Below are 24,731 nucleotides of genomic sequence, written 5' to 3'. Positions count from 1 at the left end.
TGTTTTGGGCGGTTTTCCAATTCTGGCTAGTACTACAACGTCAGGTATACACTCTCCTCGTTTAGAAGGCCGGGTTGACCCCGACGGGGTCGCATGGAATAGCCCACGGCCAGCGCCCTGGGAACCGATAGGATTTGTCGCATTTAGCCTTGAAGGGGCGATATTCCTGACGTGGTTCTATGGCGCTTGGTGATTTCTCCTGATTGCGGATTTCTTTTCTATTTGTCTGTGCAGTAGAATTCGACTTAACGTTTTAGCACTTGACACCAGTCACACGATCGGAGGAAGCCACCGGCTCACTTCTGCGCCTTGCGACCGGTGAAAGACAAGCCGATCACGTAATTGCGCGGCAAACCCGGCTCAAGGTACACCGGCGCGCCGTTCACAATGTCCGGATTGACGAAGGCCGAGGCCGCGTATTTCTTGTCAGCAAGATTGTTGACACCGACAAAGGCATGCAGTCCCAATTCCTCCGTGAGCTGCACCGGCTGGCCTAATCCCACCGTGAGATTCAGCAGACTGCAGGCCGGCACTTTGAGGCGATTGGCGTCATCCACAAAATAGTTGCTGATGCCTTGCAGATTGATTTCAGCATAGCATCCGGCGAGCTGAGCAGGCGCGCAACGCAGCGCAAGATTGTAGAAGGCCTGTGGCATGCCGGCAACCAGGTTGTCCCTGTAATCCGCGAATCTTCCCGGCTTGCCATAGTGCACCGAATCGACTTGGTAAGTGACGTATTTGCTGCTGGCATAGGACCATGCTGCCTGCAACGTAATACCGGCGCCAAACTCCCCCTTGATCCCGGCTTCCAGGCCATAGCGACGCGTCTTGCCGGCAGTGAAATAGAATCTGCCGCCGCGATACGGAATAATATCGTTCTGGATAATGATGCGGTATGCGGCCACGTCATATGACAGCGCATGCAGCAAGCCGCCGGCCCCAGGAACAATGACGTGCTTGGTGCCGATTTCCATGGTGGACGACTGGATGGGATCAAGCAGGGGATTGATCGCATGAACCTTGTCCTGCCCGAAAGTCGAAGCGGGATCGGTTTCGTTGCCCGCCGGCACTTCGATGCCGCCGCCCAGGTTCGCATAGAAACTATGCGCCGGCGACACGAGATAGTTGATGCCGAGCTTCGGGGTCCAGCATGCAAAGGATTTCCTGGAATTGAGCGCGGTATTGATGAAATCCTGGGTGTGATAGGTCACCTCGCTGTAGCGCGCGCCCAGCAGCAGGTTCACGCGTTCGCCGCAGCTCAATTCCTCCTGCAGGAAGACGCCGAACGTGTTCGCGCCCTCGCGTTTGTTCTGCTGCAGCGTCTCGCCGCGGCCGTTCGTGGCCGACAGGCTGTAAAACAGAATCGCGCCATCCTGGTAGGCCTCATCTGCGCCGATTTGAATCGTGCTGCTCACGGCGGCGGAAAAATCCTGGCGGTAGCGATACGCCGCGTTGCCGCCGACGTGGTAGCGGTTGAAATCACGGAAGGTGCCGCGCTCCGATCGCTGCAAGTATTTCGGCTCGACGAAGGCCAGCGCGGAAAACCCATGACGGTCGTTGAGGTCATGATCCAATGTAACCGAAATGCGGCCCTGCCGGTTGTAGCGCCGTTCATTGCGTTGCAGATAGGTAGGACTGGCCTGCTGCGGAGCCCTCTCGAATTGTGCTGGCGAGAGCGGGCCGGGAATCAGGAAGCTGTTCTTCACGCCGGCGAGATACATGCCAACCTTGGTGCGCTCACCGGGATTGGACAGCAAGCTGATACTCACCAGCGTCCGCTCGCTGGCAGAATTTTGCCGCCAGCCTTCAAACGAGGTGTTGCTGAGCGCCAGCGCCAGCCGCGCTTCGCCCAGGGTGGCGCCGGTCTGCAGCGTATATTTCTGCAGCCCGAAGCTGCCATTCAACACCTGCGGCGTCACAAAGGGTGCATCGAACTTCGGCGCCGAGATGATGTTGATCACGCCGCCTGAGGCATTGCCCCAAACCGCCGAAGCGTTCGAGCGAATTACCTCGATGCGCTGCGCGAGGCTCAAATCGATCAAATCGAAGGCGGTTCTGCCATCCGGCTCCGTTTGCGGCGCGCCGTCGAGCAGTATGCGAATGCCGCGCGAGGTGCCGGCGTTGGAGCGATCGCCCGCGCCGCGGGCACCGAAGCCGCGAATGGTGAGGCGCACGTCTTGATTGCCGGCGCGTGACTGCGCCAGCACACCGGGCACGAATTTCAGCGCTTCTTCGATACCGTAGCCGCGCGTGCTCTGCAGCCGTTCCAGCCCGACCACGCTGACGGCAAGCGGCACTTTGATCGCCTGCTCCGGGGCACGCAGCGCAGTGACGGTCACTTGTTCGAATTCGTAGACGGTACTGTCGGCCGTGTTTTTGAAATCCCGCTCGCCTTGCGCCAGGGCGCTTGTTCCCAAGCCGCCGAGCAGCGCGAGCGCAATACACCGCCAATCAGGTTTAGCGAAACACATGGCGTGATCTCCTTGTCAGAAGTCGGTCTGTTCACGGGAAAGCAGCACTCCTTCCGGAGGCCTTGCTTGCCGGACCGTGCAGGCCTCTGGTCCCATGCCAGCGGCCCCACACCACAGGATAGTCACGAAAGAATGAGAGGCAACAGGAATTTCGTGAAGGCTCAGACTTCGGGAGGAGGGGTTGGCGGGAGGGCGATCCAGACTTTCAATCCGAAACGGCAGGTGCTCCAAGCCATTGCTTCAGCAACAGGGACGGCAGCGGCCTCCTCTTTGGAGCAGAAGTAAAGCAAGCTGAATAGACCCAAGAGCCGCTCCCGGCGTTGTTGCTGCCGCGCGTTTTGGCTCATTCGGTCAAGCTTGGCCCAGAATTCAGGCAGAAAGAAAAGCGAAAAACGCGAAAAAAATCTTGGAGGGATTTGACTTGGGAGCGGCGGCGGCGGGGGGTCTGGTAGAAGAGTGCAGTTGTTCAACAAGCGCGGCGTCCGGTTCGGCTAGACAGTTGCAAGCACGCCTTTAGTCATTCACAGAGACTGCATAACTTCTTTTTCCTTCCATCACCCACACTGCCGCCGGTACCACCACCAGCGTCAGCGCGGCCGCAAATAACAGCCCGAAGATCACGGTAACCGCCAACGGCCGGTAGAAACCCGCGCCCGTTCCCGGATAGAGGCATGGCAAGCGCGACGCTGCTCACGTTGGCGGTCATTCCGGCTTTGTGTGCCCTCGTGAAGAATCGAGTCTGAAGCAACGGAGATGCAGCACTCGATCATGAAGAAATTTCGGCGGCAGGGAAATCCTGTTGCAATTGCGTCCTCAGTTTTCTATTTTCGCCGTCGGCTTGACCGGTACTGCTCAACCTCATCACTTTACACCTCCGCGCCCATGTCCCGATTCGTTCATCTCCACAACCATTCGCACTACAGCCTGCTCGACGGCGCCTGCCGCATCAAGGATTTGGTCGACGCCGCGAAGCGCAATCACATGCCCGCTCTGGCGCTCACCGATCATGGCAACATGTGTGGCGCCATCGAATTCTACAAAACTTGCAAAAAAGCCGATCTCAAGCCGGTGATCGGCGTCGAGGCCTACATGGCCCCGCGCAGTCGCAAAGAGAAGTCCGCCTCCAAAGCCGGGATGGCCGACACTTCGTTTCACCTCGTGCTGCTGGCCAAAAACCTGCAGGGCTACCAAAACATCATGCGCCTGGTTTCGATCGGGTATTTGGAAGGCTTCTATTACCGGCCCCGCATCGATCGCGAGGTTTTGCAGAAGTATCATGAAGGCATCATTGTGCTGTCCGCCTGCTTGAAGGGAGAAGTGGCGCAAGCCCTGCTCGCCGGCAACGAGGAGGGGGCCCGGCAGGTGGCGCTGGAATACCGGGAGCTGTTCGGCGACGACTACTATCTGGAAATTCACAAACACGGCATTCCGGAAGAGGATCTCGTCCGCGAAAAAGTGAAGGCGCTCAGCCGCGAGCTCAGCATCCCATTGGTGGTCACCAATGACACGCATTATCTCAAACGTGAGCATGCTCTGCCGCATGATGTGTTGATTTGCTTGCAAACCGGCAAAGACCGTGATGATCCCAATCGCCTGCGCTACACCACCGATCAGATCTATTTCAAGTCGCAGGAGGAAATGCAAAATACATTTCCGGAGGAGAGCGAGGCGTTGAGCATCACGGAAGAGATTGCCCAAAAATGCGATCTCAAACTGGATTTTGACAAGGTGCATTTGCCGACCTTCGCGATCCCATCGGAAGAGCAGAGCAAGACGCTGGATGAATATCTCGAGACGCTGGCCTACCAAGGGTTGCGGCAACGTTATGCGGAAGTGACGCCGGAGCTGGAAGCGCGCCTGCGCCATGAGCTGGCCGTGATCGAACAAACCGGCTACGCGGGATATTTCTTGATCGTGCAGGATTTCACGCGCGTGGCGCGGGCCAAGGGCATTCCGGTCGGCCCCGGCCGCGGTTCGGCAGCCGGCAGCCTGGTGAGCTATTGCATCGGGATCACCAATATCGACCCCATCAAGTATAACTTGATCTTCGAGCGCTTCTTAAATCCGGAGCGCGTCACGATGCCGGATATCGACATCGACTTCTGCTACGAACGCCGCGAGGAGATGATCAAATATGTCCGGGAGAAGTACGGCGAAGCGAACGTCACCCAGATCATCACCTTTGGCACGATGGCGGCGCGCGCGGTGATTCGCGACGTCGGGCGGGTGCTGAAGATGCGCTATAGCGACGTCGACAAAATCGCCAAGATGATCCCCGCCACCGTCGGCATCTCACTGGACAGAGCGCTGGAAACAGTCGGCGAGCTACGCACGCTCGTGGAAAGCGATGACACTCACAAGCAGCTCGTCGAATACGCCAAAGTGCTCGAAGGCCTCGCCCGCCATGCTTCAACGCACGCTGCCGGGGTGGTGATCACGCCCGACGAGCTGACAAATTACACGCCCTTGTACAAGTCCAACACCGGCGACGTCACCACGCAATATGACATGAAGGCGCTGGAGACCATCGGCGTTTTGAAGATGGACTTCCTCGGCCTGCGCACGCTGACGGTGATCGACAAGACGCTGAAGATGCTCAGAGAGCGCAGCGTTGAATTCGATCTTGACGGGATTCCGCTGGATGATGCCGCCACTTACGCCATCTTCGGCAACGGCGAGACCATCAGCCTGTTCCAATTCGAAAGCTCGGGCATGCGCGAATACCTCAAAAAGCTCAAGCCGCAATGCCTGGACGATCTCATCGCCATGAACTCGCTGTATCGCCCCGGGCCGATGGATATGATCGACGATTTCATCGCGCGAAAACAAGGCACGAAACCAATCGAGTACTTGCATCCGTTGCTCGAGCCGGTTTTAAAGGAAACCTACGGCATCATTGTTTATCAAGAGCAGGTGATGCGCATTGCCAGCGATCTCGCCGGCTTCACGCTGGGCGGTGCCGATTTGCTGCGCCGCGCGATGGGGAAGAAGATCGTCGAGCTGATGCAGCAGCAACGCAAGCTGTTCGTTGCAGGCGCGGCCGCCCGCGGCATTCCGGAGAAAATCGCGAATCAGATTTTCGACTTGATGGACAAATTCGCGGGCTACGGATTCAACAAGTCGCACGCGGCGGGCTATTCGCTGGTGGCGTATCAAACGGCATATCTCAAGGCGCATTATCCCGCCGAATACATGGCCGCCACGCTCACCAGCGAAATGAGCGACACCGCGCGGATCGTGACGTTGATCGACGAATGCCGGCGCATGGGCGTGGACGTCCTGCCGCCCGATGTCAACGAGAGCATGGCTGAGTTTGTGGTGGTCGATCAGAAAATCCGCTACGGCTTGGGCGCGGTCAAAAACGTCGGCCTGGGCGCGATTGAGAGCCTCATCAAAGCGCGGCAGAAAGGGGGGAGGTTCACCTCGGTTTTTGATTTCTGCCTGCGGGTGGATTTGCGCACGGTCAACAAAAAGGTGCTGGAAAGCCTGGTGCAGGCCGGCGCTTTTGATTCCATTTCGGCAAATCGCAATCAACTGCTGCTCGGGCTGGATGCCGCGACGGCTCATGCCCAGCGTCAACAAGACGAGCGCTTCCGCGGCCAGGCTTCGATCTTCGACGAAGCGCCGGCAGAGATGGAGATCGAACCGGCACTGCCGGAGGTGCCGGACTGGAAGCCGGATGAACGCCTGAAGCGGGAGAAAGAATTCCTGGGCCTGTATCTCTCCGGTCATCCGCTCGATCGCTACGCGCTGGAAGTCAATCTGTTTTCCAAGCAGCGGCTGCAGGATTTGGAGGGCATGCGCGACGGCGTGCAGGTGATGGTGTGCGGCTTGGTCACCAACGTCAAGACGATACTTGACCGCAAGGGCCACCAAATGGCATTTGTCACCCTTGAAGATTATGCCGGCAGCACCGAGGCCATCGTGTTCAGCGATGCCCTGGCAGCTCATCGCGAGCTGCTGCAAGTGGATAATGCCATCGTGGTGATCGGGCGCACCTCCAGCCGCGAGGAGGAGGAACCGGCCAAAATCATGGTCGAGAAGATCCTGAGTGTTGATGAAGCCTGGCAGATGATACCCAAGAAAGTCATGCTGGACGTGCCGGTCGAGAAGCTCAACGAGGTGTTGCTGCAGCGGCTGTCGCAGATGGTGCGCATCAATCAAGGCGCGTGCGGCTTGTATTTTCGCATCAGCGGCCGGGAGCTGCCACTTTATGAGTTTCAATCCCGCTCCATGAAAGTCCGGCCGAATGCGGAGTTCGTGAATTTCGTGCGGGAGAATTTCGGGCCGGAGGCCGTGCATTTTGAGATTGCGATCCCGGCGGAGAGCACCGCGGGTTCGCGCCGGCGCGCGCCATTTTCATGATGGCAGAACGCGGTTTGGCGGAGAGGGTGGAGGTACTTGACAAGGTTGGTCAACCTCAAAGACATGGGCTGCAACGATGACGGTACTCTCCATTTCCAAGATATTGGCACTTCACCGCGCGCAGATTTGGCAGGTGGGGGCTGATTTCAATCGGGCAGGGCAGTGGGTGACGGGCATTGAAGGCATGCAATTTTTGCGGGGCCAGCCGGCGGGCATTGGCGGCCAATGGCGTTTCCAAATCAAGTCGGAAGCCGGCACGCAAGTCGTTGAGCTTGAGATCACGGAGTGGCTGGCTGGCGAACGCTTCAGCCTCAAGCCCGTTCGCCAAACCGGCAGGTTTTACGGCATCGAGCTGTTTCAGCTCATCGTCGATTTGAGCGAGCATTCGGCGACGGAGACCGCCGTCAATATTCAATGTGAATATGAACCGCTGAGCAAACTCGGCCGGATCAAAAACCTGGCGTTCCTGCGGCGGCAGTATGTCGCCTTTCTTTATCAAGCTGTCGATGCGCTCAATCAGTTGGCTGCGCAGGAGCCTCTCGAAACGAGTTGATGATGAGATTATCTCACCGTTGGGTGCTGGCGGGCTGCGGCCTGTTGTGGCTGGTATGCGCCCTGCCGGTGCACGCGCAACTGGCGATTTCCGCCAACCCCGCGAACAGGAATGATCCTCATGTGCTGTTCGCCAATCCGGCCGCGATCTCCGGCGGTTTGGCGCGCGCCTACCTCGGCCTCAAGTTGATCTATCCGGGCGCCATCAGCAACAATGCCTTCGCCATGAAGGCCTCGCTTGGCAATCTGGCTTTCTCCAATCTCAAAAACACTGGTTGGTCTGCCGGCCTGAGCACGCGCGTCTTCACCGCGCCGCTGTTCAGCGAATACCGGCTCGGCATTTTGGCGGCCAGAGACCTGACGGAGCGGATATCAACCGGGGTGGAGCTTGCACTCCACGGCCGCAATTACGCTTCTGAGAATTTTGATTTGGTGGATGCCAATGATCCGGTGTTTCAGGGGCGCACCGGCGTCACGGTATTTGATCCCGGCATTGGGGCGCTGTATCGATTGACCGAAAAGATGACGTTGGGCGCTGCTGCGCATCACCTTTTGCGTCCGAACATTGCCCTGGGCCGTCAGAAAATGCGCACGCTGCCTGAGTACCAAATTGGCATGGGTGTCGCGCACGATTTTGTGCAGGTGGATCTGGGCGTGCATTACTGGCAGTATGGCTGGCGGCTGCAAGTGGGATCAGAATTGCTCGGATCACCAGTGGGGCGCGTGCGCCTGGGCTATGCACTGCGCAATGTGCATGTGGACGGTCAGCTCAACTTGCGCAACCAGACGTCGTTGTTTTACAGTTTCAACCTGCCCGCCAGTGATTTGGGACTGGTCAGTGCCGGCTCGCATGAGCTTGGGCTGGTGTATGATTTCAGAGCGAAACGAGAAATGAGCAGGGGAGAGGCCCAGCCGGCCGAGCGCGCGCCCGTGTCGACACCGCCGAAGGAGCACAAGCTGCCGAGGCTTTATGCGGAAATCCGCGCGCTGGCCGAGGAAGTAATGATTACCGAGTCGCGGCAGATTCAGGAGGAATTGCCGTTGATCCCGCGCGTCTTCTTCGCGCGCAACTCGGCGGTGCTGGCGGAATCGCGTTATGATTTGCTGCAAGAGGGGCAGCCGCTGAGTGCGGCGCTGAATGTGCGGGAAATCAATGCCGCATATCGCAATCTGCTGAACATCATTGCCGAACGCCTGCGCACCAACCCGGAGGCGGGCATCCAGATACACGGATACAGTCCCGGTTTGCCGGTGGAAGAGGCGCCGGAGAGCATCGCCCTCAAACGTGCCAACTATGTGCGCAAGCATCTCGTCGAAAACCTGCGTGTGGATGCACGGCAGGTGAGCATTGCGCTCGGCAAGCCGGAATTGAACGAGGGCCGCAGTCACGATCCCAAACGGCTGGAAGAGCTGCAGCGTGCCGAGGTGTTGGTTGATCCGCGCTTTGAGGAGGCCATTCTCGCGCCGATCATGTCGTTCAAAAAGGAGATCGACGCCCTTCCGCGAGCTTGCAGTTTTATCGTTTCCGCAGTGGCGCCGGGCGCCGGCCTGGCAGGGTGGTCTCTAGCCTTGTTGGCCGAACAGGACACCGTTGATGTGATCAGAGGCCGTGGCCGCGTGGCCGATACGCTGACCTGGGATTGGCGGTTCGATCCGGACCGGCGGACAAGCTTCTGGCGGGAATTGCGGTACACGCTGCGCTTGTACGATCGCAGCGGCCAGGTGTTCGACACGCCGGCCCGCACCATCACCGGCCGCCAGGCAAAGATGGAAGAACTGCGTATCGAAAAGATTCCAATCATCTTGTTTGGCTTTGACGATGATCGGGTGGATCTGGCCTCGCCGCGCCTGCGGAAAAAGCTGCAGCAAATCGCTGGCAAGCTCAACGCCGAGCCTTCCGCAACGTGCAGCCTCTACGGCCACACCGATGAAATTGGAGAAGAGGAGCACAACGCCCAGCTTTCCGCCAGGCGCGCCAACAATGTCCTGGCCGAGCTTGTGCGGCTGGGCGTCAACCGCTCGCGGTTGTCAAGTGCAGGCTATGGAGAACGCCGGCCCTTGGCCGACAACCGTCTGCCCGAAGGCCGCATGCTCAACCGGCGCGTGGAAGTTCACATTCGGCACGTGGGCGAGGCTGGGAGAAACTGAGCTTCGAAGAGAGACAACAAAATGCTTGCAAAAGAACTCTTTTTTCTCTATTGTAGGAGCCGCTTTTGGTGTGATGACCGTTTTTTGGCATAGACAGATGCAATGAATTCCTCGGCGGTGGAGGTGACGGCAGTGCTGCCGGCCTATAACCCCGGTGGCGCAATCAGCAAGGTGCTGGCAGAGGTCAGTGAGTATCTTGCGAAGGATCACATCCTGGTGGTTGATGACGGCTCAACCGACGGTTTGCGGCAACGCGTGGCAGCAGCAGGTGTCGCAGTCCTGCGGCATGATCGCAATCGCGGCAAGGGCGCGGCGCTGCGCACGGCGTTCGACTTCCTCAAGCACCACTCTTCCAGTCAGGCCATCATTACGCTCGATGCGGATGGCCAGCATCCGCCGCAGGAAATTCCGGGATTCATTCGTGCTTTTTGTGAAACGCGGGCGGATCTCATCATCGGGTACCGTTCATTCGATTTCAGGGTCATGCCGCTGGCGCGGATTGCGAGTAATCGCATCACCAGTGCGTTGCTCTCCCGCAAGCTGGGTGTCGAAATCAAAGACAGTCAATGCGGGTATCGACTGCACTCCAGAGCGTTGCTCAAGCAGATCCATCTGGAAACAGAAGGGTATGACACGGAATCGGAGATGCTCATCAAGGCTTGCCGCGCCGGATACCGCATCCATTTCCACCCGATTGCGACAGTCTATGCCGGTGAAAAGAGTCACATTCACGGCTTGCGGGACATCCGCCGGTTTGTGGCTCTCTACTTGAAAAGTTAGCTGTGCGATGTTGAGATGTTCGCAAGGAATCGGGGCGTAGCGCAGGTCGGCTAGCGCGCTTGGTTCGGGACCAAGAGGTCGGAGGTTCAAATCCTCTCGCCCCGACTAGATTTCGTTGAGAAGTGTGATAAGATTGGGTGAGGAAGGGGGGGATTTTTTTTTATAATTCTCTTCGGTTGACATAACACAGAATCGAGTTCTTTTCGATATCTCGTTAGCGACCCCTTTCTTGGTCATTACTACCTACCTTCCCTAACGTCTCCTCGATCTGCTTTGCATGCCTCTCCGTATGTGCAGAAAGAAACTCAATAAAATCAATGCCATTAATTGCGCCCAGCGAAACCGTATTGATCCATACTTCCTCAAGCCGCCCCAAGTCTGCAGCAAGAAGAAACTCGATCGTTTCGGTGCGAGCCCTGCGCAAACCTGCGATCAATACCTTCGACGGAATTCCGGACGTCGGCTCCATTTCTTTTCTCGCCTTCACCGGGTTCAGCCCAGCGCGAACGCCCGAGAAATCCGGCCTGCCACCTTCAAGTCTTGCCACCGCGCTTTCGCGTTTGCCTTCAAGCAATTCTTTGAGCTGCTGCAGCCGTTGCACTTCGACAAGGATGAGATGATGAACAATCTCTGCCACGGACCAAGCCTCAAAGGAACGCTTTAAGTTCCATTGTTGCGGTGTAAGATTTAATATCAGTTTTTCAACACGTTCGAGACTCTGTTGTAGAGCCTGGACAAGATGCGTCTTGTCCTCTGATGCTGTCTCAAGGGTCACCATGGCCGGTCATTCTCCTTGCTCTTCTTCAATAGTCTTTAAGTACTCTGCTTTCAGTCGGTCGAGCATCTCTGCTCTGCGGTGATACAGCCGCTTGGGTGTGCGCGGCTGGTGCTTGGAAATCGCATAGGCGGTCAGCATCGGCATGGCGATCGTGGTGTCACAATAGCAAACCACAGTGCCCGGCAGTTTGTCGGGATCGACCTTGCCCCAACTAACGGCTTCGGAAGGCGTGGCGCCGGACAGCCCACCGGTGTCCTGGCGGGCGTCCGTGACCTGCAGAAAATAGTCATGACCATTGTCCGCGATCTGCATCACTTCCTGCAACTGTGGTTCGGTCTGCAGCAGAAAATTCTTCGGCGAGCCGCCGCCAAAGATCAAGACCGCACTCTTGCCGCCGTTGCGTTTGGCATCCAACACAATGGCGGAAGTCTCATTGACATCGGCATTGACATCGATGAGCAAACGATTGCCGAGCAGCGCTTTGGCCGCAACGTTCATACCGATGGAAGAATCGCCCGGCGACGAGGTGTAAATCGGTACGCCATACTCATACGCGGCCGCCAAAATCGAGTGGTTGCGGAGGCCAAGCTCGGCCTCGCGCGCGGCAACATACTTCCCGACGAGATAGTGAAACTCGGCCGTGCTCATCGTTCGTTGGAACTCGGGACTCGCGATGATTTGGTAGTAGAATGCGTCCGTGTCGAGCAAGACGTGATAGTCGAAGAAGATGTCATAGATGCGCACCACGCCTTTTTCCCGCAAGGCCACATCATCGGCGAGATAAGTGCCCTGGTGCATTGACAGCCCCAGGCCGAAATGGGTGTCGTGATAGAGATTGGCCCCGGTGGAAACAATCCAATCGACGAAACCGTTTTCGATGAGCGGGATGATCGCGGAAATTCCCAAGCCCGCCGGTGACAGCGCGCCGGTCAAGCTCATACCGATGGTCACCTCCGGTTCGAGCATCTTTTCCGTGAACAAGCGGCAGGCCTCGCGCAAACGCGCGGAATTGTAGGCAAAGAAAGTCTGATCCACCAACTCGGCGATTGTCATGTTGGGCCGAATCGCCGCGGGCGCAATCTTGCGTCCGGTGAGAAACTCATGCTTGTGCTTCATGCTCCTCCTCACTTGATATTCCGGCATCGGTTGTGTCGGCTTCCGGTTGGGCTTCCGGGACAAAAGCTGACTTCTCGGTCTTGCGGGCAAAGGTCAAAAAGCCGGTATGTCCCACCATGCGCAGCGCCGGCCGCACCGAGAGGCCGGCGATATTCCATGGCCGCAGCATCGCTTCCAACGTTTGGATGGCGACGAAACAGTGCTCGGCGCGCAAGGCTTCGACAAATGACTTGGCTTGAATGATGGTCGGCGAATAACTGCAGACAATGGCGCCGGCGCGCAATTTCGGTGTGGCGCCGGGCAACACCCGCCACGGCTCCGGAACATCCAGCAGGAGCCGGTCCACCTCCTCCTCATCAAACCGCTCGTAGATATCAAGCTCCCGCACCGTGTGGTTGGGCGTCTCCCCGGCAAAGACGCGCAGATTGCGCTGCGCAAGATTGATGAAGTCCTGTCGAATCTCGTAACTGATGACCCTCCCCTCCGCCCCGACCATGCGCAACAACGCGGTGGCAAGCGCGCCCGAGCCCAACCCGGATTCCACCACGGTGGCGCCAGGGTAGATATCCGCGTATTGCAGCATCAGCCCCAGGTCTTTGGGATAGATCACAGTTGCGCCGCGCCGCATGTGCACGACATGATCGTTGAGCGTCGGCCGGAAAACCCAATACGGTTTGTCCCGCTGCGAGCGCAAAATGAAGCCTTCGCAGCGACCAATGATTTGATCATGCGGCAATAAATCGCCGCGGATGTTGGTTTGACGGCCCGGCCGCAAGACGTCATAATAAAGACGCTCTTTGCGGTCATAGAAGATCACCGGATCATTTTCGGCAAACGCTTGGCTGGGATTTTTCATGAAGGCGTCGGGAATTGTGGTCAATCTTGCTCCGGGTCATGTCCTGCAATCGCCGGCGCCGGCAGCTCTTCGCAAACCTGGCGGCGGAATCGATAACGTTTGACCACGGCCTGTTGCAGCGCTTTGCTGAGTTCCGCCTCGAGGTCGAACATCATCTCAAAACGCCTGACGTTTTCGAGCTTGGCATGCGTTTCAGGATTGGGGGCGGCAAAGAGGGAACAACAATCTTCGTACGGCTCGATGGAGATGGTGTAGGTATCGATCTGGCGCGCTTGGGAGATGATGTCCTGCTTGTCCTCCCCGGCCAGTGGCCGAATTACCGGAAGCGCCACCGCCGCGCCGATCACATGAATGTTCGACAGCGTTTGGCTGGCCACTTGTGCCACATTTTCGCCGGTGACCAGCGCCGGTGCATGATAGCGCTGCGCAATGCGCTCCGCCATGCGCAGCATCGCCCGGCGATAGAGAATGACCCGCAGGCTCGGCGGGCAAACCGCGACCAAATGTCTTTGCACCTCGGCGAACGGAACCAAATAGAGCGAGGACAGGAATTGAAAACGGGTGAGAAGCTGAACCTGGCGCTCGACCAGCCGCTGCGAGGCCGTGTTGGTGAACGGCGCGCTGTGGAAATGCACGAAAATCAGCTTCACGCCGCGCCGCATGAGGCGATAAGCCGCCACCGGTGAATCGATGCCGCCGGAGATCAGACAAACCGCGCGCTCGCTGGTGCCCACCGGCAGGCCGCCCGGGCCCGGCATGCGATCACAATAGAGCAGCGCGTAGTCATCGGCGATTTCCACCCACAGCGTGACCTCGGGATGAGTCAAATCCACCTTCGCCGCGAACTGCGCGCGCACATACTCCCCCACCTCGGCGTTGACTTGCGGCGAGGTCAAGACGAATGCCTTTTGCGCGCGCTTGGTTTCCACTTTGAAAGTGACAAAGGCCTTGGGCCGCAACAACTCCAGCGCGGCATTCTTGATGGCGTCGAGATTTTGCTCCGTTTTGATCGTGGGCGCGAAATAGGCCACGCCAAACACCTGGCGCAAGGCTTGGCTCAAACGCGGCCAGTCCGCCTGAGGAGAAAGAATTCCCATCAACCGGCCCGGCAGGCGCCGGACTTCGAGCATGCCGAGCGTCGCCGTGGCGCGCATGAGGTTGCGTTGCAGCTTCTTTTCGAAATAACGCCGGTTGTTGCCTTTAAGGGCAATCTCATGGTAGTGAATCACCACAGCGGTCGCGGCCATCCTCGCCGGGAGAGTTGTTTGCATGTTGCGCTCAACTGCGATCATGATGCGGCGGCAATGTTTTTTCACGGGCAGGCACGAACTTAGCAAAATTGCCTAGAAATAGCAAGCAAAAGCTGGGCGATAAACCCCGGCGCTGCAAAGTCTTGAGACCAGATTCCGCATTTTCCGCATACCTGGCGTAGTAATGGATGACAGAAAGAATCAGCCCTTGCCCATTCTCGCCTGCATTCTGACCAGCAGAGGGCCTGGCCACGCTGCTCCCGACTGTGAGGAGGGTCGACGAGTGTTGAAAGGTCAACCATCCAGTCACATACGCCGGCCGGTCACCGACTGGAAGGAATGAGTTACTGCCGAGCTCGTGAACGCTTGCCAATCACAGGCCTGCCACTTGCAGACCAATTCGAATCAGGCCTCACCATACAATCTTCGTTTCATTTCTTTGGAGGCAACCAACATGCTATCGACGTCGAAGTATTCGCGGCTTCGGGGAGTGGTATTTGTAATCATGAGCTTCCTCGTCAGCACCACCCCTCTCTCCGCTCAGCCGGGTTCGCCGCTCGCCACCACCACCACCGCCGAGTATCGCAAGTCCAACCAGAGCAAGGTCTTCTTCTACGACGGCATCTGGTGGGCCTACGGCTTCCATGAAGCGCAGGCCAAGTGGTACATTTGGAAATACAACGGTACCACCTGGACAAGAACCAACAAACAGGAAGCCACCACCAGCTACTTCATTGATGCCGTAGTGGACACCGTCAACGGCAAGCTTTACTCGTTTGCCTCGCATCATACCAAGCCGCGCTTCCGGCGATACGGCTACTCCGGTGGAACGTGGGTGAAGGAATTGGAGAAATCGACGTTTCAGTATTTCGTCCATCCCGACAAGACCAACCCAGTGAGCATGGTGCTGGCCAAAGACGGAACCTTGTGGGTATTTCGCGTCGACGGCAGCAGCAATTTGCAGGCGACATACTCCAGCGACATGGGCGTGACTTGGAGCCCCGCCACGACCATCAAAGCCGGCCTGAATGTCTCCACCGGTACGACTGATGCCGTAGCCTTCACACTCAGCGGCCAAAACTACATCGGCGTCGGCTATGCGGAAAAGAACACCGCCAACAGCGGCTATGGCTTTTTGTATCATCGTGACAGCGATGGCCCCATGGTGTGGACGGACGAAAGCAACCAACTGACGATGCTCGGCACCGAGGTCGGCCTCAATGACATTTGCATGAATGTCGACGGCTCGAATCAGATCTACATGTTCGTGCGCACGGCCGGCGGCAATGACGGCGATCCGCGCAACACACTCTACCGCCGCAACACGGCCGGCGTGTGGACGGCGTTTGCCGTGAACAACGTCGGCACCGGCCCCTTGTGGACTTCGCCAGCGATCGCTCTTGATGGCGAGAACCAGGTGCTCTACCTGCTCGGGCGCAACACCGTCTCCGCGATGGTCGAGTACAAAATGTGCAGCATCGGCCAGGAAAGCACCCTGCTCGCCGCGGCGGTTGACACGGTTCTCGCCTCCGGCTCCGATGCTTTCGGCAATCTCAGCGTGCCGGCCGGCCTGCTGAATTCAACCACCGGCCTGATGGTGGTGGGCGACAACACGACCGACGATGACGTTTGGTTCAACAAGCTGCCGATCAGCGCGGGCAGCAACTTGAACATCAATTCGGTTGCCGTCACGCCCGACACGGTCAACGCCTATGCCGCCTACACCATCCAGTTGGCCGTCTCGGCGGGCGGCGCCCTGGCCGCTGGTGCCGGTGAAATCAATCTGCGTTTTCCGGACAACACGCTGGTGCCGGGCAGCATCACCGCTGCGAATATCCTGATCAACGGCACGCCGGCGACCACAGCTTCTTCCAATTCGATTACGCGCGAACTGGTGATCACCTCGCCGGTCAACATTCCACCGGCCTCCATCGTCACCGTGGAGGTCACACTGGCGACCGGGCTGGCAAACCCGACGCAGCCAGGCGGATACACACTCGAAGCCTGGACCAGCGCGCAACCCACGCCGGTGACCTCGCCGAGTTATGATCTGTTCGCAGCCACCACAACTGTCACCGCGGCGAGCGTCTCTCCCTTCCCCGCGGAAGCAGATAGCGTGGCCAACTACACCATCGGCTTTCGTGTGGGCGCGGCGGGCCGGATGTTCAGCGGCACCAGCACGTTTTCCGTGCAATTTCCTTCGCCCACCGTCATCACGCACGGCGCCTTGACCGGGGTGACCGTGAATGCGGTGGGCGCGACCGCCACCGGCAACAGCGCCAACCGCACCGTCACCATAACCCTGCCGGCCCCCGTGACGATCAACAACAATGATTCGGTCACGCTGTTTATTCCGCAGACCGTGATCACCAACCCCTCCTATGCCGATACTTTCTATGTGCACGTTGCGACCAGCGTCGAGCCGACTTTGGTGAAATCGAAAGGATATGATATTCGCATCGGCAGGCCCATTGGCTCGACGACACACAACCTCGAACGCCAAAATCAAAGCAAGATCTTCTATCACGGCGGCTCGTGGTGGGCGATGCTGCAAGACAAGGCGTCGAAGAACTGGTACTTGTGCCAACGGGTAGACACAACCTGGACAGCCGTGCGGCTGATCACCAATCTCTCCAAAGCCCGGCCTGATTGCATTCTCGATGCCCCGAACAACCGCGTTTACATCCTGCTGCCGGGCGCCAGCACCGCTTATCTCATGCGGCTGAGCTACAGCAGTCAAACGTGGAAAATCGACAGCGGCTATCCCAAAACCGTGTGGAACGCGCAACAAGCCACGATGAATTTGGCACGCGCAAAGAACGGCGATCTTTGGGTCTTCTTCATCAGCGCTGGTGCCATCCACGGACGCCGCTCGAGCGACAATGGTGACAGTTGGGAATCGCCGGTGGTCATCAAAAGCAGCCTGAACGACCAGACGGGATTGACCGACGCCGTCCCCTTTACTTACGCGGGCAACAACTATGTCGGCCTTGGCTATGCAGAAGACGGCGGGTCGGGCGCGATCTTTGGATTTCTGCGCCACCGTGACGCCGATCCCGATACGGTTTGGACGGATGAAACCTCCGACCTCGAGCAGTTCGATGGCACCGATGCGGATGATCACATCAGCATGCTGGAACACAACAACGAGATCTTCATGATAGTGAAAACTGCCGGTGGCACCGCCTCAGCGGCCAAGAACGGCTTGATGCATCGCGAGGCCGACGGCGATTGGTCGAGTTACCCCATCACCATCGGCGGTGGGTGGACGCGGCCGGTGGGCGCGATCGATGCCAGCAACGGTGTGCTTTATGTCATGGGCACAACAGAAGGCGCCGTGCAAATCGGGCAGATGAGGCAAGTCGCCCTCGGCAGCTACAATGACCTGGTGACAGCACCGGTCGACACGATCTTCCAGAACTCCGGGGACGACTTCTTCGACTTGTCAGTCGCGCATCATACTCTGACTTCCGCCAGTGATTTGATGATATTGGCGAGCAACACCACGCGCGCCGAGACCTGGTCGCAATACCTCATCTTGCCCGACGGCACATTGACCAAGCCGGAAATTTCGCAAGAACAAGGGCGGCAAACCGCGCGCGCGGTGGAAATCGACGATGCAACCGTCATTTCTGCCTATCCTAATCCCTTCAATCCCGCAACCAACCTGCGTTTCCGCCTGACCAGTCCGGCCAGCGTGAAGCTGCAGATCTTCAACCTCAATGGGCAGGTGGTCCGCACGCTGGTGAACGGCGACCTGCCGGCGGGCACGCACGAACGCAGGTGGAATGGCCGCAATCAGCTCGGTGAGCCGGTGGCCAGCGGCACGTATTTCTACCGGCTGCAATTCAACGGGCAGGCACGAACCGGGCTGCTTCATTTCATTAAGTGAGCGGCCGCGCGCCCGGCTGTCAGCACCTGTAGGCAGGTGCCGGTTGGCAGTGTGGCGCGGAACAACCACACGCCACGATGATTCCCAAGAAACACCACCCGTTCCAATGCGGAACAGGTGGTGTTTCTTGTTTGATGCGCCTCGCGAAGCCCTTGGCGCAGCGCCACTTTTGCAGCAGGATTTCCGCAGTTCCCCGCCGCTGAGGTACTTTTACCTCACGTTGAGACTTGGTTGTCCTCCCACGCTTCCTTCTTCCCTAGCAGAGTTTCCATGGACGAGGCTCATGAAGAATCGGGCTAACATTCGGACAGAGTGCACAGGCTTTTCACTATCATCAGGAGTGCAGAAATGAAGTTTTTAGTCAAACGGTTTTTGCGAATGCGCGCCGGTTTGCTCGGAGCTCTGCTGCTGTCAGGGCTGGGGTGGGCGCCGCACGCGGCCGCACAACCGGGCGCTGTCATGCACGTCAATACGGTCGCCAATTCCGCCAAATCCAACCAGAGTAAAACGTTTTATCACGGCGGCAAATGGTGGGCAATTGCGCTGGACGCCACCAACAAACGCTGGTACATCTGGCGTTACGACGGCGGAGGTGTGTGGGCACGCAACAAAGCGCTGGACAAAAGCGCGAAGAATCGCTATGACTTGCTGCTGGACAGCAATCTCGGCCACCTCGGTGTGCTGCGCTCCCACACCAATGCTGCTAAATTCTGGGGCCTGACCTACAATGCCGGCACCTGGAATACCGCTTTCAGCGTCAGCATCCTGGGCTTTGGCAACAGTGACGATGGCAATCCCCTGAGCTTCACGGCGGCCCCCAACGGTGACCTGTGGGCTTTTCGCATCAACAACGGAACGCTGCAGGCCAAGAAATCGACCGACGGTGGCGTCACCTGGTCGGCGACGCCCATCACCCTCAAGTCTTCGCTCAACCAAGACCGGGGCACCACCGATGCCGTGGCCTTCACGCAAAGCGGCAACGGCTATGTCGGCGTGGCCTATGGCGAAGAAGGCGTTTCCGGTGAGACCAGCCGCTTCGGTTTTCTGCACCATTTGGACGGCGATCCGGACAGCGTCTGGACGGATGAATCCCACCTGCTCACTTATCAGGGCAATGAAAACGCCAACAATCAACTCAGCATGGCGGTCGATCCGGCCAACAACATCTATCTCATCACGCGCACTTTTGCCGGCGCGAACGGTGTGCCGCGCAACACGCTCTACAAGCGCAGCAGCGCTGGTGCTTGGTCGAGAAATCCGGTCTTCTTCAGCCCGGATGCCGGTTGGACTTCGCCAACCCTGGCGATCGACACCACCAGCAGCGCCCTGATCCTCTCCGGCATTCGCTCGGACAGCAGCTTTGCCGAATACAAACTCGTGACCATCGGCAACGAAGGCACGGCCAGCAGCGTCGCCGCCAAGCGGCTGATCTTCGCCAACGGCAACGCCCTGCAACACGTGACCATGCCGCAGCAATACGTCAACAGCACCATCGGCACGATGGTCTGCGCCGGCAACACGACGACCAATGACATGTGGTTCAATCTGCTGCAAACCACGGTTGGGCCTCGCATCGCATTGGATTCGGTAACAGTGGCGCCAAACGAAGTGAATGCCCGCGCCCGTTACACCGTGCCGGTCGTGTTGACCGACACCACCAACGGCACGCTCACGGCCGGTGTCGGCACGATTTCGCTGCGGTTTCCATTCAACACTTACGTGCCGGCGGCGATCACTCCGGCGCACGTGAAAGTCAATGGCGTGGCTGCCGGCGCAGTGGTGACCGACGCCAATCTGCGTGAAATCACCATCACTACTCCGGTGACGATTCCAGGCGGGGACACGGCCTTCGTGGTGATCGACACGCTTGCCAGCGTCTACAGCAAGACCGCCATTGGTTTGGACTCACTGCAGGCCTGGACCAGCGCCCAGTCAACCCCGGTATACTCGCCGGCCTTCAATCTGGTGCGCGCCACCACCAAAGTCACCGCCGCCCGGGTGACCCCGCTGCCCACCGACCCTGATTCAACTGCCAACTACACCATCGGCTTTCGCCTCGGCAACCACGGCCGCATGTTGGCAGGCGCGGATACCGTGCGGGTTCGCTTCAACACCGCGACCAAAGTCACGCAGGGTGCGTTGAGCGGCGTATTACTCAACAGCACGCCGGCCACGGCCGCCGGCGACAGCGCCCAGCGCACCATTCAGATTCAGGTGCCGGCTGCGATCGAGACCGCCAACAACGACTCGATCACGCTCTATTTGCCCGAAGCGGCAGTGCGCAATCCCGCGGTCAACGGCAGCTACACCTTGTTCGTTTCAACCAGTGTCGAAACCACGCAAGTTGCCTCCCAGGCCTATGACATCGCGCCGAGCAATTTGTTTGGCGCACCGGTGCCCGGCACCAACAGCAAATTCGACAACGCCAACCAGAGCAAAGTCTTTCACCACGGCGGTTTCTGGTGGCTGGCCGCCGAAGCGAAGTCAGATAAAAGGTGGTACCTGTGGAAATTCGACGGTTTGACGTGGACGCAGAGCATTCTGATCAGCGCAGCGCAAAAGGCCCGGCCCGACGTGGTGCTGGCGAGCGCCAACAACAAGGCCTATATCCTGTTGCCCGGTCCCTCCACCACCCAGCTCTTGCGGCTGGGTTTCAGTGGCGGCAACTGGAGCATTGACAGTGGCTATCCCAAGACCGTCAACTCCGTCCAGGAGAGCAACATGGTGCTGACGCGCACCTTGTCCGGCAATTTGTGGGTCTTCTGGATGGAGGACTCCACCCTGAGCGGGCAGAAGTCCACCAACGAAGGCTCCTCGTGGTCTGCGCAAATCACCATCAAGCGCAATCTCAATCAGGCAGTTGGCCTTGCTGATGCCGTCGCCTTCCAGAACGGCGGCGTCAATAGCATTGGTGTGGGCTACGCGGAAAACAGCAGCAGCAGCGCCTCGGAGTTTGGATTCCTGCGGCATAGCGAAAGCGACCACGATACGCTGTGGATCGATGAATCGGGCAGCCTGGAACAACCTTCGGGCACCTTTGCCGACAACCACATCGCGATGGCAACCCACAACAACGAGGTTTTCATGGCGGTGAAGACCAAAGGCGGCGGCGGCGCCTCCACCTTGAAAAACGGCCTGTACCATCGCGAGACCAACGGCGACTGGACGCTGTACTCCGTCATCGAGGGCAATGGCTGGACCCGGCCGGTAATCACGCTCGACGTCACCAACAGCGTGCTTTATCTCTTCGGTACGCGCGAAGGGACCCTGCAAACCGGCGAGATGAAACGCGTCCATTTCGGCGACTATGACGACCTGCTCGCGGCGCCCGTTGACACGGTGTTCTACAGCGACCTCGATGATTTCTTCGATTCCTCGGGTCCGGCGCACAACGTGACCAGCGCCTCCAACTTGATGATTACATCGTCCAACGTCACCCGCGATGAAGTGTGGTACAACTTGCTGACGCTGGCGGCACTTCCGAAAAGCTCGGGCGGCGCGCCGTGGGCCGAAGCCGCGCAAGCGCCGATCAGTGATTACAAACTGGCGGCGGAAGTCTATCCCAACCCGTTCAATCCGGAAACCACGATTCGCTTCCGGTTGGATCAGCCCGGCCTGGTGCGGCTGCAGATCTTCAACGTGAGCGGCCAGTTGGTGCGGACGTTGATCAACAACGACCTGAACGCCGGCGAGCATCATCGCCGCTGGAACGGCCGCAATCAGGCAGGTGTTCCAGTCTCCAGCGGAACGTACATCTTCCGTCTGCAGGTCGGCGACCGCATTGCCACCGGCAGAATGCAACTGATCAAATAACCCTGCCGCGGTATCCGGCTGCGCCCGCGGCGCCGCCGGAATGATTTGCCTCCAAAAGCAAAACGCCACTGGCTTCCTGCCGGAACCAGTGGCGTTTTGTGTTTCTGCGCCGGCGAAGGCCGCTAACCCTTTGTCTGCTCCCTCTCCTCCTTGAGCTTGCGGCAAACCTCTTCCTGTGCCAGTTCCCGCAGAAAATCGAACGTATAGATCCCCTCGTGATGCCCGTCACTCCAGTCAAAATGAAGGGCATAGCGCCCCACGACTTCGGCGCGCACCACAGTGACTTGATCGGTGATGATCTCATGCGGCTGCAATACCCTGAACGGGTTGCTGGCAGTCTTCGCATGACGGGCTTCCTCACAGGAGGCGCAGGGACACCGCCGGCGGAGAAAAGCCAGCGGGTAGAAACTGGTCTCGCCGTCCTCCCAATCAATTTGCAGAGTCTGCTCATCGGCCTTCTTCAGGTCAACGGGACGAGTTGGCATGCTGTATCTCCTCGCAAAAAATCCGGATTCGATCTCACTCACGAGCGCATGATAAGCAACCCGGGCGAGGAATGCAATTTCGAAAGTTTATCGTGCGCGCCGGGCATTCCTGGCGCGCGGGCCGGGGTTCAACGCTTATTTTGGAATCCTAATTTGTACCTGCCGGCTCCGACTTCAACCTCGGCTGAGCCAGGGTCTCCAAAACTTCCAGCGTCGTGGCAATTCTGTGATCATATAGCGTTTTTCAAATGCGTGCGCAGGAATCGTAGTCTTGCCCTCTCGTGGGGCACTGTGGCAACCGCGAATTTGTTGGCTTTAACAGCCGCCCACGAGGGGCGGGGACTGCAAACCTGCTCATCCAATTGATAACCGCTGCAAATGCAACAGCCAGGCCGATGCCGGAACATCTTGGTGAGCAGAGCTACACTCGCGGACGGACACCATTTTCGTGGTGAGCGCAGGTCCGGCCTGCATGCGACGCGAAAAGGCCAGGCCTTTGCCTCGCTTTGAAAGCTGTGCGGACTTCCACCCCGCCGATTCGGCTCATTTGGTTTTAATTTCGTTCTTGAGTCACGTCGTGCTGACAAGATTTCACGTTCTTGACAGCAGCAGCAGAGCAGATGTAGCCAATTCGGCAGCAGCGAAGACACACGCTGCCAGATAATCAGGTTAACCAGAGTAAAGTCTGCAAATCTGGCCGAAAATATGAGTGGCACAAGCATTGCTTTTGGAAGGGGCAAACGATGACAAACAAAACCTTACTGATAACCCAAAACCGAAGGAGAGTTGACTATGTTGGTGAAATGGCATCCTGCTGCGACCGTGTTCTCTGAGTTGGAGAATACTCTGCTCCGCGATTGGTTCAACGGCAACGACACCCAGGTCGCCTTTGTGCCGGAAGTCGATGTACTGGAGGTCAAGGATGGCTTCCTCCTGCGCGCCGAATTGCCGGGCGTGAAGAAAGACGAGCTGAAGATCACGCTTGAAAATGGCGTGTTGACGCTGACCGGCGAGAAGCGCGTGCAAGCGGAAGACGAACAGAAAGCCTACCGCCTGCGCGAAACGCGCCAGGGCCGCTTCGAGCGCCGCTTCCGCCTGGGCGAAGGCATCGATCGCAACAGCATCAAAGCGGATTACAGAGACGGTGTGCTCACCGTCCATCTCCCCAAGAGCAAGGAAGCGATGAGCCGCGAAATCGGCATCACGGTGAGCTGAGCAGCCGCAGCGCGCTAGCATTTTGACATAAATGAAAAGCCGGGAGTGCAATCGCACTTCCGGCTTTTTTTTGTCAGGCGGGCAACCGGTGCTGTAGTCGTTCAGCGGCCGACCAATGTGCGCAGGCCCTCTTCAAAACCGATCAGCGGCGTCCGCAGCACACTTGGCGCAATCGTGTTTTTGAGAGAAACATCACGCGGCCGCGCCGCCGGCAATTGCACCTCGAACATCGAAACCGGCCGCAGCAGAGAGGCAGAGAGACCCGCCATTCGACAAAGTGTCTGGGCGAATTCGAACCGGCTGCAGCGCCGCGCCCCGCCCAAATGAATGATGCCGGAAAACCCGGTTTCCGACAGTTCCAGAATCGCCGCGGCCATATTTCCCACCAGTCCGGGCGTGCGATATTGATCGTGAAACACCGTCACCTGCTCGCCCCGGCGCAGACGCTCGAGCATTCCGGCGAAGAAACAATAGCCCCGGGCAGACGGCAAGCCGTAAAGCAAGGGCAGGCGCGCGACCGCCGCGTGCGGGCAGTGGGCGAGCGCCGCCAACTCACCCTCGCGTTTGGTTTCGGCATACACACTGATGGGCTTGGGAATGTCGGTCTCTTCGTACCAGCCCGCCGCGCCATCAAACACGAGATCAGAGGAGATGTGCACCAAGCGCCGCCCCTGCTCGCGGCACCACTGGGCTATCACGCGCGTGGCCTCGACATTGATTAAACGCGCCAGCTCGGGCTGGGCTTCACATTCATCCACTTGCAGCACGGCGGCATGAATGATGGTGTCGGGATCAACGGCTTGCAGCACCGGCCGAATACGCTCGCCTTCCGCCAAATCCAGCAAAACCGGCGTCGCTTCGGCCGGCAGCGCGGAATGGCGGCTGTAGGCGCCGTAAACCTGCTGCCGTTTGGCGGCTGGGCCACAGAGATGCCCGCCCAGAAAGCCGCTGGCCCCGGTAATCAAAATGCGATTCATGAATCCATCTCACAATGCAAAGAATATTGACCT

15 protein-coding genes and 1 tRNA gene are annotated in these 24,731 nt (G+C 58.4%); 8 read left to right on the top strand and 8 right to left on the bottom strand.

What is annotated here, in order from left to right:
- Positions 1–296: 296 nt before the first annotated feature.
- Positions 297–2,471, bottom strand: coding sequence for a TonB-dependent receptor (locus tag L6R21_14795; protein MCK6560460.1), 2,175 nt, complete (start codon positions 2,469–2,471; stop codon positions 297–299).
- 513 nt (positions 2,472–2,984) lie between these two features.
- The gene (locus L6R21_14790) at positions 2,985–3,149 is read right to left on the bottom strand and encodes a hypothetical protein (GenBank protein ID MCK6560459.1); all 165 of its coding nucleotides are present in this window, start codon (positions 3,147–3,149) and stop codon (positions 2,985–2,987) included.
- A 204-nt stretch (positions 3,150–3,353) separates the two neighbouring features.
- Here L6R21_14790 and L6R21_14785 point away from each other — a divergent pair, with 204 nt between their 5' ends.
- The 5 genes from L6R21_14785 (at position 3,354) to L6R21_14765 (ending at position 10,421) form a co-directional block, all read left to right on the top strand.
- Positions 3,354–6,836, top strand: a complete 3,483-nt coding sequence (locus L6R21_14785) for a DNA polymerase III subunit alpha (GenBank protein ID MCK6560458.1) — start codon at positions 3,354–3,356, stop codon at positions 6,834–6,836.
- Positions 6,837–7,020: 184 nt separating this feature from the next.
- Positions 7,021–7,389: a hypothetical protein gene (locus tag L6R21_14780; GenBank protein ID MCK6560457.1), complete on the top strand. Its 369-nt coding sequence runs from the start codon at positions 7,021–7,023 to the stop codon at positions 7,387–7,389.
- Entirely contained in the window at positions 7,389–9,536 is a 2,148-nt protein-coding gene (locus tag L6R21_14775; GenBank protein ID MCK6560456.1) for an OmpA family protein, read from the top strand. The genes L6R21_14780 and L6R21_14775 overlap by 1 nt, the downstream gene beginning before the upstream one ends.
- 102 nt (positions 9,537–9,638) lie before the next feature.
- Positions 9,639–10,316, top strand: coding sequence for a glycosyltransferase family 2 protein (locus L6R21_14770; GenBank protein MCK6560455.1), 678 nt, complete (start codon positions 9,639–9,641; stop codon positions 10,314–10,316).
- 30 nt (positions 10,317–10,346) lie between these two features.
- Positions 10,347–10,421 (top strand) — tRNA-Pro (locus tag L6R21_14765).
- Between the two features lie 109 nt (positions 10,422–10,530).
- Here the strand turns inward: L6R21_14765 and L6R21_14760 are convergent.
- Genes L6R21_14760 through thiI form a run of 4 tightly spaced genes read right to left on the bottom strand, consistent with a single transcriptional unit; the run spans position 10,531 to position 14,337 of the window.
- Positions 10,531–11,094 carry a DinB family protein gene (locus tag L6R21_14760; GenBank protein MCK6560454.1) on the bottom strand — a complete coding sequence of 188 codons (564 nt, stop codon included), beginning with the start codon at positions 11,092–11,094 and terminating at the stop codon, positions 10,531–10,533.
- 6 nt (positions 11,095–11,100) lie between these two features.
- Entirely contained in the window at positions 11,101–12,210 is a 1,110-nt protein-coding gene (gene speY, locus L6R21_14755; protein ID MCK6560453.1) for a deoxyhypusine synthase, read from the bottom strand.
- Entirely contained in the window at positions 12,194–13,090 is an 897-nt protein-coding gene (locus tag L6R21_14750) for a tRNA (adenine-N1)-methyltransferase (protein MCK6560452.1), read from the bottom strand. Before L6R21_14750 ends, speY begins: the two co-directional genes overlap by 17 nt.
- Positions 13,087–14,337, bottom strand: coding sequence for a tRNA 4-thiouridine(8) synthase ThiI (thiI, locus tag L6R21_14745; GenBank protein MCK6560451.1), 1,251 nt, complete (start codon positions 14,335–14,337; stop codon positions 13,087–13,089). The genes L6R21_14750 and thiI overlap by 4 nt, the downstream gene beginning before the upstream one ends.
- A 484-nt stretch (positions 14,338–14,821) precedes the next feature.
- On the opposite strand from thiI, the gene L6R21_14740 reads away from it, so the two are divergent.
- Positions 14,822–18,208 carry a T9SS type A sorting domain-containing protein gene (locus L6R21_14740; protein ID MCK6560450.1) on the top strand — a complete coding sequence of 1,129 codons (3,387 nt, stop codon included), beginning with the start codon at positions 14,822–14,824 and terminating at the stop codon, positions 18,206–18,208.
- Positions 18,209–18,556: 348 nt separating this feature from the next.
- Positions 18,557–22,021, top strand: coding sequence for a T9SS type A sorting domain-containing protein (locus tag L6R21_14735; protein MCK6560449.1), 3,465 nt, complete (start codon positions 18,557–18,559; stop codon positions 22,019–22,021).
- A 122-nt stretch (positions 22,022–22,143) separates the two neighbouring features.
- Here the strand turns inward: L6R21_14735 and L6R21_14730 are convergent, their stop codons facing one another.
- Positions 22,144–22,506 (bottom strand): DUF971 domain-containing protein, encoded by a 363-nt coding sequence (locus L6R21_14730; protein ID MCK6560448.1) that lies wholly within the window; start codon positions 22,504–22,506, stop codon positions 22,144–22,146.
- A 792-nt stretch (positions 22,507–23,298) separates the two neighbouring features.
- Between L6R21_14730 and L6R21_14725 the strand changes: the two genes are divergently transcribed.
- Positions 23,299–23,721, top strand: coding sequence for an Hsp20/alpha crystallin family protein (locus L6R21_14725; GenBank protein ID MCK6560447.1), 423 nt, complete (start codon positions 23,299–23,301; stop codon positions 23,719–23,721).
- Positions 23,722–23,822: 101 nt separating this feature from the next.
- On the opposite strand, the gene L6R21_14720 is transcribed toward L6R21_14725, so the two are convergent.
- Positions 23,823–24,698 carry an SDR family oxidoreductase gene (locus L6R21_14720; GenBank protein MCK6560446.1) on the bottom strand — a complete coding sequence of 292 codons (876 nt, stop codon included), beginning with the start codon at positions 24,696–24,698 and terminating at the stop codon, positions 23,823–23,825.
- Between the last annotated feature and the right edge of the window lie 33 nt (positions 24,699–24,731).

The sequence above is a fragment of the bacterium genome, assembly GCA_023150945.1.
Lineage (GTDB): Bacteria > Zhuqueibacterota > Zhuqueibacteria > Zhuqueibacterales > Zhuqueibacteraceae > Coneutiohabitans.
This window is presented reverse-complemented; position numbering and strand designations above follow the sequence as displayed.